The sequence below is a fragment of the Nocardiopsis halotolerans DSM 44410 genome (genome assembly GCF_000341065.1).
GTDB lineage: Bacteria > Actinomycetota > Actinomycetes > Streptosporangiales > Streptosporangiaceae > Nocardiopsis > Nocardiopsis halotolerans.
Window position 1 is genome coordinate 1 of sequence record NZ_ANAX01000193.1, and the last position, 16,871, is coordinate 16,871.

A 16,871-nucleotide genomic window follows, 5' to 3' on the forward strand; every position below is an offset into this window, starting at 1 on the left:
GCGAGCAGGTGCACGCGGGCCTCCTCCGGCAACCGCTCCGCGGTCCGCGCCGCGGCACCCAGGTTCGCGGAGACCGCCTCGGCCACCTCGGACGGAACCTCGCCGGGCAGGTCGTCGCGCACGCCCTCGCCGTAGACCATCGCACCGACCGAGCCGAGGACGGCCACGCCCAGCGCGGCGCCGAACTCGTTGACGGTCTCGGACACCGCGGACGCCGCGCCCGAGCGCTCCGGGCCGACCGAGGCCACCACCACGTCCACGGCCAACGCGGCGACGGGCCCCACCCCGAGTCCGACCAGGGTGGCGCCTGCGAGCACCCACCACAGCCCCTGGTCCACGGGGGTCAGGGCGAGCAGCAGCATGCCCGCCGTCGCGGACACCGCACCGGCGCAGAACAGGGCGGCGTTCCCGATCAGTCGGGCGAGGGAGGCGGCCGAGGTCGAGGCGGCACCGACGGCGACCAGGAGGGGCAGCTGCCACAGGGCCGCGGTCAGCGGCGAGTACCCGAGCACCAGCTGGAGGTACTGGTTGACGTGGTACATCATGCCGACGAGCGCGAACATCATGGTCCCGCCAGCCAGGACCGCGCCGGTGAACCCGCGGTCACGGAACAGGGAGACGTCCACCAGGGGCGTGGCCAGGCGCCGCTGGCGACGCAGGAACACCGCTCCCATGAGCACACCGGCCGCCGCGGCCATGGCCGTGGGGACGGTGACCGCGACCTCCTCGGCGGTGGTCTTGATCGCCCACACCAGCGGCAGGACGGCGGCGAAGGACAGCACCACGCTCACGGGGTCGAGGGGGCCGGACGCCCCGTGCCGGTACTCGGGAACCAGGAGGGGCGTGACGGCGAGCAGCAGGACGACCACCGGGACGTTCACCATGAACACCGATCCCCAGGGGAGGAACTCCAGCAGGAAGCCCCCGAGGATCGGTCCGAGCGCGGAGCCGCCCGCGAAGGCGGCCGTCCACAGGCCGATCGCGCGGGTGCGTTCGACCCGGTCGGTGAACAGGTTGCGGATCAGCGACAGGGTGGAGGGCATGAGCGTCGCCCCGCCCACACCCATGAGGGCCCGCGCGGCGATCAGCGCCTCCGGGGTGGGCGACAGCGCGGCCATGAGTGACGCGGCGCCGAAGACGGCCGCTCCGACCATCAGCAGGCGCCTGCGGCCGATCCGGTCACCGAGGTTGCCCGCGGTGACGAGCAGTCCGGCGAGCAGGAAGCCGTAGGCGTCGAGGATCCACAGCAGCTGGTCCGCACTCGGCGTCAGGTCCGCGGTGACAGCCGGAATGGCCATGTACAGGATCGAGATGTCCATGGACGCGAACAGGACCGGCAGGACGAGAACCCCCAGTGCTCCCCACCGGCGGCTTTGGGCTCGTGTCGTCTCGGTGGTCATGACACCCCCTTGGGTACGGTGTACGCATATGGTGCGTACACCGTACTCGGCGGATAGCATGGCCCGCAAGCGAGCGAGGGACGGTGAGGTGTGGCCGACAGGAGGGGCCAACCGCTGAACAGGGAGCGCATCGTCGGGGCCGCGATCGAGCTCGCCGACGCCGAGGGGTTGGACGCGGTCTCCATGCGCAGGGTCGCGGCGCGGCTGGGGGCGGGGGCGATGTCGCTGTACCGCCACGTCTCCGACAAGGAGCAGCTGGTCCTGGAGATGGCCGAGGAGCTGACCGCCCGCCACGCCTACCCCGACGACCCCGGCGACCTGGACTGGCGCGGACGGATACACCTGATGGCCCGGCACGACTGGGACATGTACACGTCCCACCCCTGGATACTGACGGTCGTGGCGAACCTGGAGCCACCGGTCGGCCCGCACGGACTCGCCGCCATGGAGTGGGCGCTACGCGCCGTCGAGCCCCTGGGGCTGAGCCTCCCCGCGTCCGCACGGGCGATCATGACCGTCACCCACTACCTCCAGGGCAGTGCCCGGATGGCGCTGAGCGCGTCCGGCCCCTCCCGGGAGGACAGCGACCCCGGGGCCGCGTGGCAGCGGCGGCTCGGCGGCGCGGACCTGAGCCGGTACCCCCGGGTCCAGGCGCTCGTCACGTCCGACTACATGGCCGAACGGGGAGGCCGGGACTGGGTCACCTCCGGCCTGGACGTGGTCCTGGACGGGATCGCCGCCGAGGCGGACAGGTCGCGGTAGTCGTCGCCGTTCTCCTCCGTCAGCCTCCCGTGGGCGTCGACGAGCGGCTGACGGCCGAGCGGGGAACGGGGGCGTCCCGGGCGGAAACGGCGGTGGTTCTCGCCGAGCTGGTCGAACGCCGGGGTCCTGTCGGCCCCGGGACCGCCCTCCTCCGGCTCCGGACACGGACCTACACCGGCACCGGCGCCCCGGGGAGGGCGTCACACCCGCCGTGGCGGGGGTTCCCGGCCCGGTACACGGACGGACTCACCCCCGTGTGGTTCTTGAACGCGGCGCTGAACGCGAACGCGCTCCCGTAGCCCACGCGGTCGGCCACGGCCTCCAGGCTCAGGTCCGGACGCGCGGTGAGCAGGTCACAGGCCACCGTCAGCCGCCAGGTGCGCAGGTAGGTCATCGGCGGGGTCCCCACGGCCCTCTGGAAGCGCGCGGCCAGGGTGGCGCGGGAGACCGCGCACTCCCCCGCCAGCACCTCCAGGGTCCAGGGCTCGGCGACGCGTTCGTGGACCAGTTCCAGCGCCCGTGCGACGACGGGGTCGTGTCGGGCGCTGAGCCAGTTGGGCGCGCTGTCGGGGTTGTCCTCCAGCCAGGCGCGCACGGCCATCACCAGCAGGCAGTCCAGGAGTCGGTCGTTGAGGCTGGTCTGGGCGACGTGGCCGGTGGTGATCTCGCGGGTGAGCAGCTCCACCAGCGCGGGATCGACCCGGCTTCCGGGCAGGACCGCCAGCGGCGGCAGCGCGGCCAGGGCCAGGCGGCCGACCTCGCTGTCGTCCTGGTAGGCGCCCACGACCATGGTGTCGGTGCCGTCGGGGTCGTTTCCCCAGGTGCCGACGCCGTGGCTCATGCTCACGTGGACCTCCGTGCCGTCGAGGGCCACGCACCGCTGTCCGGGAAGGACGGTGATGGTGGGCTCGCGTCCCCTGCTGTCGGCGATCGTGTAGGGCTCCGGTCCGCGGACGAGCACCAGGTCCCCGGGCCCGGCGTCGACCCCGCCGCCGGGCGCCTCCACCCGGGCCCGTCCGGAGGTGACCACGACCAGGGTGAGGGCGGCCCCGTCGCGGACGTCGAACCCCCAGGGCGGGCTCATCACGGTGCGCAGGGTGAAGGCCCCGCGTGCGCGGGGCCCGTCCAGGAGGTGCACGAGGGGATCCATGGCCTCACCGTAACCGATGTCAGACGATCTCTTATGGAAACGAGCATCCAGACCATGTTCCGCCTGAGGCCGCGGTGGTGGAGTGGGGTCATGAACACAGAACACGTCCTCGTCACCGGCGGCACCGGCATGACCGGCCGCCGCGTCACCCGCCTGCTCCACGAGCGCGGCACCGGGGCCCGGGTCGGTTCCCGGTCCGGTGACCCCCGCTTCGACTGGCACGACCCCGACACCTGGGACCCCGTCCTGGAGGGGATCACCTCCGTGTACCTGTGCTACCACCCCGACCTGGGCTTCCCCGGGGCAGGCGCGACCGTCGCCGCCTTCGCCGCACGGGCCGCCCGGCACGGTGTCCGACGCGCGGTGCTGCTGTCCGGACGCGGCGAGGAGGGGGCCGAGCGCGCGGAACGTGCCGTACGCGCCGTGTTCCCGGACCTGACCGTGCTGCGCTGCGCGGTGTTCGCGCAGAACTTCTCCGAGAGCTTCCTGCTCGGTCCGGTCCTGGACGGGACGGTGGCCCTGCCCGCCCCGGACGTGGCCGAGCCGTTCGTCGACCTGGACGACGTCGCCGAGATCGCGGTCCGGGCCCTGACGGAGGACGGGCACGCCGGAGAGCTGTACGAGCTGACCGGTCCCCGGGCGGTCACGTTCTCCGAGGCCGCCCTCCTGCTGGGCGGTGCCGCCGGACGCCCGGTCGTCCACCAGGAGGTGTCGCCGGAGGAGTTCGTCGCCGGAGCCGTGGCGGCCGGACTCCCCGAGGAGGTGGCCCGCGGGTCGGCCGACCTGCTCGGAGAGATCCTGGACGGCCGCAACGTCAGGCCCGCCGACGGCGTGGAGCGGGCGCTGGGCCGTCCGGCCGCGGACTTCGCCGGGTACGTCCGTCGCGCCGGGGCCACCGGGGTCTGGAGTCCGTCGGTCGCCCGGTCCTGACCGGCCGGAGCCCTCGTGCGGAGACGTCGGGGCGGGGTCGTCCACAGGGACGGATCCGCTCTGGCGGCACGGACCGTCGCGCGGTTGACTGGAAAGTGGGGGGACCCCACCCCCCGACCGCACCGTGCTGCCCGTGGACCGGCCCACGCCCCTCCGCGCCTACCGGGGTCCCTCCCCCGGGCGGAAGTACGCCCCGAACCCCAGCGCGGACCAGAACCGGCCGTACCCGTCCAGGCGCGCGGCGTGCTCCTCCCAGGTGGCGTGGGCGTGCGACCACGCCTTCTCCGCCACCCCCGCCAACCGTGGCAGCAGCAGGAACGCGAGGTCGTCGAACCCGGTCAGGGTCTCGCCCCACACCGCCGCCTCCACCCCGGCGACGGTGGCGCCCGGGGCCAGCGACCGGGCGGCCGCGCCGGGATCCCAGTCGAAGGACCCGGCGACGGTCACCGGCTCGTAGGAGGGCAGCCCGAGCCTGCGGCGGTCGGCCTCCTGTTCGGGTACGGCGGCGTCGGCGTAGGGGCGGTCCAGGTAGACCGTCGAGTTCGGCGAGCACAGCACCGGTACCCCCGCACGCACCGCGGCCGGGACGTCGCCGGGGGAGATCCGGAAGGTCTCCGCGGCCTGGTCCACCAGGGGGTGGTACTCCTCCGGCACCACCGCCCTGATGGCCTCCGGGTCGAACTCGTCCGGGGCGCCGATCCAGTACTGGAGGACGTCCTCGCCGGTCAGCACCCCGGCGCGGGCGGTCTCCTGCCAGCCGACCACACGTTTCCCCGCCTCGCGCACGTACCGGTGGGTGAGGCGGACGAACTCGACGTAGTCGTCGTGGTCCATCCCGAAGGGTTCGTCTCCGCCCAGGTGCAGGAACGGCCCCGGGGTGAGCTCGGCGAACTCCTCGACGACGTCCCGCGCGAAGGTGCGCGCCGCCTCCACCTCCGGGTGCAGGAACCGCACCCGGGGATGCGGGGGTCGCACGTGGCCGTGGAGTTCGGGGTAGGCGTCGAAGGCGGCTCCGGTGTGGCCGGGCAGGTCGACCTCGGGGACGACGGTGACGTACCGCCGGGCCGCGTACTCCACCAGGTCGGCGAACTCCTTCCGGGTGTAGTACTCCCGCTCGCCGTCCGGCCCCGGGCGGGTGAGCCGTGGCCAGCGTCGCGACTCCAGCCGCCACCCCTCGCCGTCGGTGAGGTGCAGGTGCAGGACGTTGAACTTGTGGAGGGCCAGGAGATCGATGACCCTGGTGACCTCGGCCGCGGTGAGGAAGTGGCGAACCACGTCCAGGGACAGTCCGCGCCAGGCGTACCGGGGGCCGTCCTCCAGGGTGCCGGAGGGGGCCCACACGTCACCCAGCGCGTCCACGCTCAGGAGTTGGACGAGGCTGGTCAGCGCTCGGAAGGCCCCTTCGCCGCTCGCACCGGAGACCGTGACCCGCCCCTCCCCGATCCTGATCCGGTGGCGTTCGTCCGCCCCCGGGACGGGCCGGGGATCCACCCCCGTCACGGGGGCCACCCCCGCTGCGGCTTCCACGTCCGTCACGGGTGCCGCCGCACCCGGTTCCCACCGGTCGACGCCCACGTGGACGCCGGCGTCGGCTCCGGCCGGTTCCACCCGCAGACCGTGCAGGGTCCCCGCCGCCCAGGCGAACCAGTCGTACGCGGCCGTTCCCGCCCCGGCCAGGGTCAGCCGTCCGCCTCGGCCCACCCGCACCGGCGGCCCCTCGGGACGGACGGCCGAGGCCGGAACGAGCCCGGCCAGCGGTGCGGGTCCGCCCCCGGTGCCCGCTGCGGCGGACGGGGATTCAGGACGCGTCGGCATGGAACCGCCTCTCGTACTCGGCGCGGCGCTCGCGCTGCCGGTCCGGGTCCGCGACCGGGGCCGACAGCAGCAACCGCTGGGTGTAGGGGTGTTCGGGCTCGCGGGTGACCGTGTCGGCGTCGCCGGACTCCACGATCGCGCCGCGGTGGATCACCGCCACGCGGTGGCTCACCGCCCGCACCACCGACAGGTCGTGTGACACGAACAGGTAGGCCACCCCGGTCCGCTCCTGGATGTCCGTCAGCAGGTCCATGACCGTGCGCTGGGTGGTCAGGTCCAGGGCGGACACGGGTTCGTCGCACACGATCAGCCGGGGCGAGATCGCCAGCGCGCGGGCGATCGCCACGCGCTGGCGCTGCCCTCCGGAGAACTCCCGGGGCAGCCGGTGCACGGTGTCGCGGGGCAGCGCCACGCGGTCGAGCAGGTCGGCGACCGTCCCCCGGGCCTCGCGGGCGGACACTCCCTGGGCCAGGAGCGGCTCGGCGAGGGTGTCGCCGATGAGCAGGGACGGGTTGAGCGAGGTGTAGGGGTCCTGGAACACCACCTGGACGTCCCTGCTCAGCTCGCGCCTCCTGCGCCGGGACGCGTTGTCGACGCGCTCACCGTCGAAGGTGATCGTGCCCCCGGCCACCGGGACGAGACCGAGGACGGCGCGGCCGATGGTGGACTTGCCCGAGCCGGACTCGCCCACCAGTCCCAGGGTCTCGCCCGGCCTGATCCACAACGAGACACCGTCGAGGACCCGCACGCGGGGAGCCCGCCATCCCCGTCCGGGGTAGGACACCCGCAGGTCCCTGACGTCGAGCAGCGCGTCCCGGTCCGCCACGTGCGTCCGCGCCGTTCCGCTTCCGTCGGTCGGGTCGGAGGGGCCGGACGGGAACGCCGTCCCGGACCGCCCGTCCTGGCTCGTACCGGTCATCGTGTGCCCACCTCCCGGGGCCGCCACGGCGCGCGGGCCGGGGCGTCGTCGAGTACCGCGTCGAGGAGTTCGCGCGTGTAGGGGTCGCGGGGACCGGTGAGGAGGTCCGCGGTGGCGCCGACCTCCACGATCCGGCCCTCCCGCATGACCGCCACCCGGTCGCACAGGTCGGCGACCACACCCAGGTTGTGGGTCACCAGCAGCACGCCCATGCCCCGTTCCTCCTGGAGTCCGCGCAGCAGCGCCAGGACCTCCGCCTGCACGGTGACGTCCAGCGCCGTGGTGGGTTCGTCGGCGATGAGCAGGTCGGGGTCGCAGGAGATCGCCCCCGCGATGAGCACGCGCTGGGCCATGCCCCCGGAGATCTGGTGGGGGTAGCTGGCCATGACGCGTGCGGGGTCGGGGATCTCCACCTGCCGGAGCAGTTCCAGGGCCCGTTCGCGGGCCCTGGCGCGGGACAGCCCGAGCTTGGACCGCAGGGGTTCGGTCAGGTGGTCGCCGACGGTGAAGGCGGGGTCCAGGTTGCTCATGGGTTCCTGGGGAACGTAGGCGACCGTGTCACCGCGCAGTCCTCGCAGGGTCCGCTCCGCCGCGCCGACGACCTCGGTGCCGTCCAGGAGTACGCTGCCGCGCGAGACCCGGCCGCCCTCGGGGAGCAGTCCGAGCACGGAGAACGCGGTCTGGGTCTTGCCGGAGCCGGACTGCCCGACCAGCCCCAGGGCCTCGCCCCGGCGCACGTCCAGGTCCACGCCGTGCACGACCTCCGTGGACGTGCCGTCGGACAGCGTGTAGGCGACCGCCAGGTCGCGGACCGACAGGAGGTCGGCGCGTTCCCCCGCCTCCTCCAGCGTGGTGGGCGGGTCGGCCGCCGCGCGGCGTGCGCGCCGCCCGGTCACGGGCCCGGTCCCGCGGTCCTCCAGCACGTCGCGCAGCGCACTGGCCAGCAGGACCAGCGCGGCGCTGGTCACCCCCAGCGCCAGGCCCGGCCACAGCATCAGCAGGGGCTCGCGGTGGATGTTGGCGAACGCCTCGTTGAGCATGGCGCCCCAGGTGGGCAGGGAACCGCTGCCGATGCCGAGGAACTCCAGTCCGGCCTGCAACCCGATGGCCATGCCCGCGACCAGGGCGACCTGGATGATGATCGGGGCGCGCACCACCACCAGGACGTGGCGGGCGATGATCCGCGAGTCGCGCAGCCCGAAGACGCGGGCGGCGTCGACGTACGGTTCGCCGCGCATCCCGGCGACGGTCCCCCTGACCAGGCGGAAGAAGCTCGGCGCCACGAGCACGCCCAGCACCACCATCAGCACCCACACGGTGGAACCCAGGACCGCGCGGGAGGCCAGCAGGACGACCATGGCGGGCAGCGCCATCACCAGGTTGACCCACCAGCTGGCCAGGGAGTCGAACCAGCCCCCGTGGTAACCGGCGGCCAGGCCGGTGGGGACGCCGATCACCAGGGCGACGGCGACGGCGAGGGCCGCCCCGCCCAGGGTGTTGCGCCCCCCGTACAGCAGACGCGCCCACACGTCGCGGCCGGCGGAGTCGAAGCCGAGCGGGTGGCCGCCTCCGGGCGGGCCGAAGGCGTCGCTCAGCTCCGCGGCGTTGGGGTCGTGCTGGGTGACCAGGGGCGCGAACAGCACGAGTCCCGCGATCACCAGCAGCACCAGACAGGACAGCACGGCCTGCGGGTTGGTGAGGAAGCGGCGCACCGTGCCCGACCTTCGCGGGGCGGTCGCCTCGGCGGCGGGTGCACTCATGAGGTCCTCGCTTTCGGGTTGAGCCAGCCGATGAGGACGTCCACGAGCAGGTTGATCACGATGACCACGACCACCGTCATCATCACCAGGCCCATGATCACCGGGACGTCACCTCGGGTCGTGTACTGGATGGTCATCGCCCCGATGCCGGGCAGGCCAAAGATCTGTTCGATCAGGACGGCTCCGCCGAGCAGGCCGACGAACTGCATCCCGAGGACGGTGAGCGCGGGGGTGGCGGCGTTGCGCAGCACGTGCCGGAACACCACCCGCGAGGCGGGCAGGCCCCGGGCGCGCAGGGTGCGCACGTAGTCGCGGCCCATCACCTCGATGACCGAGCTGCGCACCTGTTGGGAGACCCCGGCGACCGCGGCGACCGACAGCGACAGGATCGGCAGGGTGACCGTGGACAGCCAGCCGCCGAACGACTCGNCGTAGCCGATGGCGGGGAACCAGCGCAGCTGGACCGCGAAGACCAGCACGATCACCAGGGTGACCAGGAAGCCCGGCAGGGCGTAGCCGACCACGCCGAGGATCTGCACGGCGCGGTCGACGGCTCCGCGCCGCACACCGGCCCACACCCCCAGGACGAAGGAGACCACGGCGGTGACGACCGTGACGCCGACCATCAGGCTGAGCGTGACCGGCAGCCGGTTGCCGATCGCCTGTGCGACGTCCGCGCTGGTGAACCAGGACGTGCCGAGGTCGCCCCGCAGCGCGGAGGAGAGCCAGTCGAGGTAGCGCACGGCCACCGGCCGGTCCAGGCCGAGGGCGCTGTTGCGCGCGTCCACCAGTTCCTGGGAGGCGTGGGGGCCGAGCAGCTGGCGTCCCACGTCGGCGTCGGGAACCGACAGCAGGACGTGGGACAGGGCGGAGATGACGAGGAGGAGCAGAAGCCCGGAGGCTGCCCGTCTGAGGATGAAGGAGGTCATGGCGGCTCCATGGCGCCCCCATCCCCGGCGGACACGGGTCCCGCCGGGGACGGGGATCACTCGGCGGGGGCGTAGTTGTACAGGGAGGGGACGGCCATGCCCGACTGGGGCTGGATGTCCACGGTGCCGTCGGAGACGTGCAGGTACCTCATGCGGTAGAAGGGCACGAACCAGGCCTGCTCGACCAGGTGCCGGTTGAGTTCCTGGGCGGCCTGGGCGCCCTCGTCCCCGGGCGCGGTGCGGATCCTCGCCACGGTCTCCTCGACGGTGTCGTCGGTGGTGCCGAGGAGGTTGAACGTCCCGGGCAGGACGAGTTCGACGACGGTCACCCACTCCTCGGCGGCCTGGGCGTTGTTCATGACCATGCCGGGGTAGGCGCGATCGGTGAAGATGCTGGACAGCGCGTTGGCCTGGTCGAGGTCGTCCCAGGTCAGGTCGATCCCGACGGCCTCCAGGTCGCTCCTGATGCTGGTGGCCATGGCGTCGGAGGAGATCGCCTGTATGCGGGGCAGGGTCATCTCGAAGCCGTCGGGGTACCCCGCCTCGGCGAGGAGCTCGCGGGCGCGTTCGGGGTCGTACTCGTAGTGGGTGTCCAGCTCGGGGACGTGGGCGTCCGACTCGGGGCCGAAGATCTGGTTGGTGACCTCCCCCTGGCCGCCCCGGAGCTGTTCGAGCATGGTCTCCCGGTCGATGGCGTGGTTGATCGCCCGGCGCACCTCGGGCTCGCCGAGCGCGGGCACCATGGCGCCGTCGCGGTCGAACAGGATGATGCCCTGGTAGTCGATGAGCTGCGGGGTGGTGACCAGGCCCGGTTCGGACTCGACCACCTCCTGCTGGTCGACGGTCTGGACCAACGCGGCGTTGACCTGGCCGGTGCGCAGGCCGTTGACGATGGCGGTCTCGTTGTCGAAGACGCTGATGGTGACCTCGTCGTAGGGCGGCTCCTCGCCCCAGTAGTCGTCGGTGCGGCTGTAGGCCCAGGTGGTGCCGACGGCGGTGCGCTCGGCGTCGAGTTCGTAGGGGCCCGTGCCGTCGGGGTCGGTGGCGAGGGCGTCGCCGTCGAAGGACGCGGGGTTGGCCATGAGCCCGGCGGCGTCGCTGAGGTGGTAGAGCATCGCCGGGTTGGGCTGCTCCAGGTGCAGGACGACGTGGGTGTCGTCCACGACCTCGACCTTCTCCAGTCCCGCCATGGTCTGGGCCTGGCCGCCGCCCGCGTCGCGGAAGCGCTCCAGGTTGGCCCTGACCGCCGCCCCGTCGAAGGGGGTGCCGTCGTCGAAGAGGACGTCGTCACGCAGGGTGATGCTGAGCTCGGTGAGTGTGTCGTCGTAGGACCACTCGGTGGCGAGCATCGGCGCGTAGGTGCCGTCGGGCTCGCGCTTGACGAGCGTGTCGTAGACCGCCTGGAAGTGGGGCAGGGCCGAGCCCATCGCCTCGGCCGGATCCAGGCTCTGGGGCAGGGTCATGGTCGCGATGGCCAGGGTCGAGGGCTCGGGGCCGTCACCGGATCCGCCGCAACCGGTCAGCATGAGCGCGACCGCTCCTGCGGCGGCGACGCCTGCGTTGACACGGGTCTTCCTCTGCATGACTCACTCCGTGGGGGAGGCCCGGGCGAAGACCGCTCCGGGAGTTTGGATGAGGTAGGGATCACAATCTAACCACCTGGTAGGTTTTGTGTCGGTCACCGTACACCAACAGGTCAGGACCCGGAAGAGCGAGGGGAGGAGCGCCGGAGCCTACGCTCGGATCGGCCACCGGCCACCCACCGACAAGCGTGGAACGCACGACCCCGCAAGGAGACCACCCCCGTGACCGAGCCAGAGCGCACCCAGCCGCGCATGACCAAGGGAGAGCGCACCCGACGGCGCATCATCGACTCCGCGAGCGAGCTCTTCGCCAAGTCGGGATACCTCGCGGTCTCCCTCCGCGACATCGCGGCCCACGCGGGGCTCACCCACGCCGGGGTGCTCCACCACTTCCCGAACAAGGAGGCGATGCTCCTACGCGTCCTGAGCAGGCGGGACGAGGTCAACGCCCCGCTGGTGCTGGGCCCGGACGTGGACCCCCGGACCCTGGTCGACAACCTCGTCGCGATCATCGAGCGCAACACCGGCACCCCCGGACTGGTCGCGCTCTACGCCAAGCTCTCCGTCGAGGCCACCGATCCCGAACACCCCGCGCACACGTACTTCCAGGGCCGCTACCGCATCCTGCGCGAACGGCTCACCGAGGCGTTCACCGTGCTGCTCGCCGACCGCCCCGGCCCCTCCCCCGCCCTGGCCGCCCAGCAGCTCCTGGCTCTGATGGACGGACTCCAGACCCAGTGGCTCCTGGACCCCGGCGCCGTCGACATGCGCGCGGCGATCGTGTCCTTCGTCCACACCCTCGGCCTGACCGGACCGGAGCACCCCGAACCGGAGCACCCCGGACCGGCCGACCAACCCTGAAAGGCCACAGATGAGTACCCCCGACCTGGCCGCCAAGGCCTCCGCCACCTCCGGCTCCGACACCTGGCACACCACCGCCGTCGGCTCCGTGCTGCGCTCGCTGCACCTGGCCGACGGCCCCCACGGCCTGCGTCAACAACCCGAGGAGGGCGACCACCTGGGCATCGGCGACAGCCTGCCCGCCACCTGCTTCCCGCCCGCCGTCGGCCTGGGCGCCACATGGAACCCCGCCCTCGTGCGCCGGGTCGGCGAGGCGCTGGGCACCGAGGCCAGCGCCATGGGCGTGGACGTGCTCCTGGGTCCCGGCATGAACATCAAGCGGTCGCCGCTGTGCGGGCGCAACTTCGAGTACGTCTCCGAGGACCCGCACGTCACCGCGCGGATCGCCGCCGCCCTGGTGGAGGGAGTCCAGTCCCGGGGGGTGGGCGCGTGCGTCAAGCACTTCGCCGCCAACAACCAGGAGACCGACCGCATGCGGGTCAGCGCCGACGTGGACGACCGCACGCTGCGCGAGGTCTACCTCCGTGCGTTCGAGGAGGTCATCACCGCCTCGAAGCCGTCGATGGTGATGTGCTCCTACAACCGGATCAACGGCGTGTACGCCAGCCAGGACCCGTGGCTGCTCACCGAGCTGCTGCGCGGTGAGTGGGGGTTCGACGGGGCCGTGGTCTCGGACTGGGGCGCCGTGGTGGACCGGGTCGCGGCGGTACGCGCCGGGCTGGACCTGGAGATGCCGCCCAGCGGTACCGACCAGGAGATCGTGGACGCCGTCGAACGCGGTGAGCTGGACGAGTCCGTGCTGGACACGGTCGTGGAGCGGCTGCGGCGGCTCCAGGAGCGGGTGTCCGCCGACCCCTCCCGTTCCCCCGGGCACGAGGCGCACGACGCCCTGGCCCGCGAGGCCGCCCGGGAGGCGCTCGTCCTGCTGAGGAACGACGGCGGCACGCTGCCGCTGGACCCGTCGCGGTCGGTCGCGGTCATCGGCGAGTTCGCGAGGACCCCCCGCTACCAGGGCGGCGGTTCCTCGCACGTGGTGCCGACCCGGGTGCACAGCGCCCTGGACGCGCTCACCGAGGCCGTGCCCGGAGGGGTGGTGTTCGCACCGGGGTTCCGCCTCGACGGCGAGACCGACCCCGCGCTGGTGGAGGAGGCCGTGGCGGCCGCCGCCGACGCGCGCACCGCCGTGGGGTTCCTGGGCCTGCCCGACTCCGCCGAGTCCGAGGGCTACGACCGCACCACCCTGGACCTGCCCGCCGACCAGCTCGCCCTGCTGTCCCGCGTCCGTGAGGTCAGCGAACGCGTGGTGGTGGTGCTGTCCAACGGGGGCGTGGTGTCGGTGGCCGACTGGGAGCACGACGCCGACGCCGTCCTGGAGGGGTGGCTGCTCGGGCAGGCCGGGGGCGCGGCCGTCGCCGACGTCCTCACCGGGGCGGTGTCCCCCTCCGGCAGACTCACCGAGACCATCCCGCTGCGGCTGAGCGACCACGCCTCCTACCTGGCCTTCCCCGGCGAGCACGGGAAGTCGGTGTACGGCGAGGGCGTGTTCGTCGGCTACCGGTACTTCGACACGCTGGACCGGCCGGTCGCCTATCCGTTCGGACACGGGCTCACCTACACGGAGTTCGCGTACTCGGACCTGGAGTTGACCGCCGACGGGGAGGACTCCTGGCGGGTGGCCCTCACCGTCACCAACACCGGGGAGCGCGCCGCCGCCGAGGTCGTCCAGCTGTACGCGGGAGTGGAGCAGGAGTACCCGACCCGACCGCGCCGCGAGCTGCGCGGCTTCGCGAAGGTGTTCCTGGAGCCCGGGCGGAGCGAGCGGGTCGAACTGGCGCTGACCGGACGCGACCTGTCCACGTGGGACCCCGAGCACCAGCGGTGGTCGCTGGCCGGGGGCACCTACACCGTCGCGGTCGGCGCGTCCTCCCGCGACATCCGGCTCACCGGGGAGGTGAGCACGCCCGGTGACCGTTTCGTCCCGCCGCTGACCGCGCGGTCCACCGTCGGCGAGTGGCGCACGCATCCGGTCGGCGGACCGGTCATGGCCGAGCTGCGCGCGGGGATGCCCGCGCTCTCCGAGGTACCCGAGGAGCTGCTGCGCATGGCCGACTCCCTTCCGCTGGTGGCGCTGCGCACCTTCGGGCTGGGTGTGACCGCCGAGATGATCGACCTGCTGGTCGACGACGTGGAGTCCCGCAGGCAGGACGCGGTCGCACGCGGCGAGATCACGGGCTGAGGGGGGCGTTCGATGCGAAGCGAGGGTTTCCTGTGGGGCGCGGCCACCGCCGCGCACCAGGTCGAGGGCAACAACACCGGCAGTGACGTCTGGGCTCTGGAGAACGCGCCGGAGTCGATCCTGCCCGAACGCAGCGGCGACGCCTGCGACAGCTACCACCGCTGGCACGAGGACATGGACATCGTCCGCGACCTGGGGCTGAACGCGTACCGGTTCGGCGTGGAGTGGGCGCGTATCGAGCCGGAGCCGGGGCGGTTCTCCCTGGCGGAGCTGGCGCACTACCGGCGGATGATCGAGGGGTGCGCCGAGCGGGGGCTGACGCCCGTGGTCACCCTGCACCACTTCACGGGACCGAGGTGGTTCGGCGCGGCGGGCGGGTGGACCGCCCCGGACGGGATCGACCTGTTCCGCCGCTACGTGCGGCAGGTGCGGACGATCCTGGACGGCGTGCCGTGGGTGTGCACGATCAACGAGCCGAACATGCTCGCGATGATCACGAGCATGCGCCGAGGGGGTGAGCGCAGGGAGAACGTGGCCGGGGCGATGCCGCCCCCGGACCAGGAGGTCTCCGAGGCGCTCATGGCCGCCCACCACGCCGCCCGCGAGGAGCTGTCCGGCCTGGCGGGGACGCGCAGCGGGTGGACGGTCGCGAACCAGAACTTCCAGGCGGTGGACGGCGCCGAGGAGCTGGCCGCGGAGTGGGCGTACACACGCGAGGACCAGTTCCTGGACGCCGCGAAGGGCGACGACTTCGTGGGGGTGCAGGCCTACACACGGGTGGTGATCGGCCCGGACGGGCCGCTGGACCCGGGGCCGGACGCGCGCCGCACCATCACCGGCTGGGAGTTCTACCCGCGGGCCCTGGAGGGTGCGGTCAGGCACACGGCCGAGCGCACGGGCGGCGTGCCGGTGCTGGTGACCGAGAACGGCATCGCGACCGCCGACGACGACGAGCGGATCGCCTACACCCGGGACGCGTTGGCCGGGCTCGGGCGGGCGGTCGCCGACGGGGTGGACGTGCGCGGTTACCTGCACTGGTCGCTGCTGGACAACTACGAGTGGGGGTCGTGGGCTCCCACGTTCGGTCTGGTGTCGGTGGACCGGCGGACCTTCGCGCGCACCGTGAAGCCGAGCGCGCGCTGGTACGGGGAGCTGGCGCGCGGCGGTCGCCTCCCGGAGTGACCTCGGCGGGGCACCGGGGCGGGGTCGTCCACGGGGACGGATCCGCTCTGGTGCCCCGGCCCCTCTCGCGGTTGACTGGAAAGTGGGGGGACCCCACCCCCGACCGCACCGTGCTGCCCACCCTCCGAGCGGCCCCGGCCGGTACCGCGGTGTCGGCGTACGAGCTCGCCCGGGCCCCTCGGGCGTCCGGGCTCAGCAGCCCGCGAGCTGCTGGGACAGGGCTCCCCGGTGGCGCTGGAGTTCGTCGATACGGGAGTCGAGCGCGGCGAGCTCCGCGCGGATGGTGCGGACCAGGTCCGGGCACAGGTCCAGGTCGAGCGGCTCGTCCGCGCCGTTGCGGACGCAGGGCAGCACCGACGCGATCACCTCGGTGGTCAGTCCCATGTCCAGCAGCGTCCGGATGTGGCGGACCGTGCGCACCGCCCCGGTCCCGTAGACCCGGTACCCGTTGGGCGAACGGTCGGAGTCGAGCAGCCCCTGTTCCTCGTAGTAGCGCAGCAGACGTCTGCTCACGCCCGTACGCTCCGACAACTCCCCGATCAGCATGGGGTGTCCTGCCTCACTCTTGACCTTGACACTGGTGTGACCGCCTACCGTCGCCGCATGGTTGAACACTTCTCCCACACAGTCAAGGGTTCCGGCCCCGGCCTCCTGCTCGCCCACGGTGGCGGCGGTGGCGCCGAGGCCAACTTCGGACCGCTCATGGACGGCCTGACGGCCACCCACACCGTGGTCGCACCGGACTTTCCCGGCTCGGGAGCGACCCCGCGCAGCACGGTACCGCTGGACCTGGACGCGGTGGCGGACACCCTGGTGGCCACGGCGGTCGGCGCCGGGGTCGAACGCTTCACCGTTCTGGGCTACTCGATGGGGACCGTGGTGGCGGTGCGCGCCGCGACGCGGCACCCGGAGCGGGTCACCGGGCTGGTCCTCACGGCCGGGTTCGCGCGGTTGGACAACCGCGTCCGGTTGGCGGTGCGGGTGTGGCAGGAGCTGCTGAAGGGAGACCGGGAGCTGCTGGCCCGCTTCCTCACCCTGATGGCGACCGGTACCCCGGCCCTGGAGGCGCTGACCCCCGACGAACTGGAGGAGTCGGTGGCCGCGCTGGCCGGCTTCGTCCCCGAGGGCACCCCCGAGCAGGTGGACCTGATCACGCGGGTGGACACACGCGACGAACTCGCCGGGATCGCCGTGCCCACACTGGTGGTCGCCGCGACCCTGGACCGCCTCGCCACGCCCGCGCTGTCGCGGGAGTTGGCCGACGGTATCCCCGGCGCGGAACTCGTCGAGGTCGAGGCCGGGCACCTGGTCGCCGCCGAGGCTCCGGAGCAGTGGCTGGGCGCC

Annotated in this window: 14 protein-coding genes; 6 read left to right on the forward strand and 8 right to left on the reverse strand. The window is 72.9% G+C overall.

Features of this window, described 5'->3' with window-relative positions:
• Window positions 1–1,400: MFS transporter (locus tag D455_RS0114535; protein WP_017571440.1), on the reverse strand; the 1,400-nt coding region annotated here is incomplete at its 3' end.
• A gap of 90 nt (window positions 1,401–1,490) precedes the next feature.
• Here D455_RS0114535 and D455_RS0114540 point away from each other — a divergent pair.
• Window positions 1,491–2,162: a TetR/AcrR family transcriptional regulator gene (locus tag D455_RS0114540; protein ID WP_017571441.1), complete on the forward strand. Its 672-nt coding sequence runs from the start codon at window positions 1,491–1,493 to the stop codon at window positions 2,160–2,162.
• A 169-nt stretch (window positions 2,163–2,331) separates the two neighbouring features.
• On the opposite strand, the gene D455_RS0114545 is transcribed toward D455_RS0114540, so the two are convergent.
• The gene (locus tag D455_RS0114545) at window positions 2,332–3,312 is read right to left on the reverse strand and encodes an AraC family transcriptional regulator (RefSeq protein ID WP_017571442.1); all 981 of its coding nucleotides are present in this window, start codon (window positions 3,310–3,312) and stop codon (window positions 2,332–2,334) included.
• A 90-nt stretch (window positions 3,313–3,402) separates the two neighbouring features.
• On the opposite strand from D455_RS0114545, the gene D455_RS0114550 reads away from it, so the two are divergent.
• The gene (locus D455_RS0114550; RefSeq protein ID WP_017571443.1) at window positions 3,403–4,242 is read left to right on the forward strand and encodes a Rossmann-fold NAD(P)-binding domain-containing protein; all 840 of its coding nucleotides are present in this window, start codon (window positions 3,403–3,405) and stop codon (window positions 4,240–4,242) included.
• A 159-nt stretch (window positions 4,243–4,401) separates the two neighbouring features.
• Here the strand turns inward: D455_RS0114550 and D455_RS0114555 are convergent, their stop codons facing one another.
• The 5 genes from D455_RS0114555 to D455_RS0114575 form a co-directional block, all read right to left on the reverse strand.
• Entirely contained in the window at window positions 4,402–6,057 is a 1,656-nt protein-coding gene (locus D455_RS0114555; protein ID WP_083922239.1) for a family 20 glycosylhydrolase, read from the reverse strand.
• Entirely contained in the window at window positions 6,041–6,976 is a 936-nt protein-coding gene (locus D455_RS0114560; protein WP_017571445.1) for an ATP-binding cassette domain-containing protein, read from the reverse strand. Before D455_RS0114560 ends, D455_RS0114555 begins: the two co-directional genes overlap by 17 nt.
• On the reverse strand, window positions 6,973–8,736 hold the full coding sequence (locus D455_RS0114565; RefSeq protein WP_017571446.1) for a dipeptide/oligopeptide/nickel ABC transporter permease/ATP-binding protein: 1,764 nt from the start codon (window positions 8,734–8,736) through the stop codon (window positions 6,973–6,975). Before D455_RS0114565 ends, D455_RS0114560 begins: the two co-directional genes overlap by 4 nt.
• Window positions 8,733–9,665: an ABC transporter permease gene (locus tag D455_RS0114570; protein ID WP_017571447.1), complete on the reverse strand. Its 933-nt coding sequence runs from the start codon at window positions 9,663–9,665 to the stop codon at window positions 8,733–8,735. Before D455_RS0114570 ends, D455_RS0114565 begins: the two co-directional genes overlap by 4 nt.
• Before the next feature lie 56 nt (window positions 9,666–9,721).
• The gene (locus D455_RS0114575; protein ID WP_017571448.1) at window positions 9,722–11,248 is read right to left on the reverse strand and encodes an ABC transporter substrate-binding protein; all 1,527 of its coding nucleotides are present in this window, start codon (window positions 11,246–11,248) and stop codon (window positions 9,722–9,724) included.
• Between the two features lie 222 nt (window positions 11,249–11,470).
• Here D455_RS0114575 and D455_RS30480 point away from each other — a divergent pair, with 222 nt between their 5' ends.
• From D455_RS30480 to D455_RS0114590, 3 genes are read left to right on the forward strand one after another with little or no spacing between them, the layout of a single operon-like run.
• Window positions 11,471–12,109 (forward strand): TetR/AcrR family transcriptional regulator, encoded by a 639-nt coding sequence (locus tag D455_RS30480; RefSeq protein ID WP_017571449.1) that lies wholly within the window; start codon window positions 11,471–11,473, stop codon window positions 12,107–12,109.
• Between the two features lie 10 nt (window positions 12,110–12,119).
• Window positions 12,120–14,345 (forward strand): glycoside hydrolase family 3 C-terminal domain-containing protein, encoded by a 2,226-nt coding sequence (locus D455_RS0114585; RefSeq protein WP_017571450.1) that lies wholly within the window; start codon window positions 12,120–12,122, stop codon window positions 14,343–14,345.
• Window positions 14,346–14,357: 12 nt separating this feature from the next.
• The gene (locus tag D455_RS0114590) at window positions 14,358–15,527 is read left to right on the forward strand and encodes a glycoside hydrolase family 1 protein (RefSeq protein WP_017571451.1); all 1,170 of its coding nucleotides are present in this window, start codon (window positions 14,358–14,360) and stop codon (window positions 15,525–15,527) included.
• Window positions 15,528–15,719: 192 nt separating this feature from the next.
• Here D455_RS0114590 and D455_RS0114595 read toward each other — a convergent pair whose 3' ends face one another.
• Complete coding sequence (locus D455_RS0114595) at window positions 15,720–16,073, reverse strand: MerR family transcriptional regulator (protein ID WP_017571452.1); 354 nt, start codon at window positions 16,071–16,073, stop codon at window positions 15,720–15,722.
• Window positions 16,074–16,130: 57 nt separating this feature from the next.
• Here D455_RS0114595 and D455_RS0114600 point away from each other — a divergent pair.
• A partial coding sequence (locus D455_RS0114600; protein ID WP_026122634.1) for an alpha/beta fold hydrolase occupies window positions 16,131–16,871 on the forward strand: 741 nt, incomplete at its 3' end.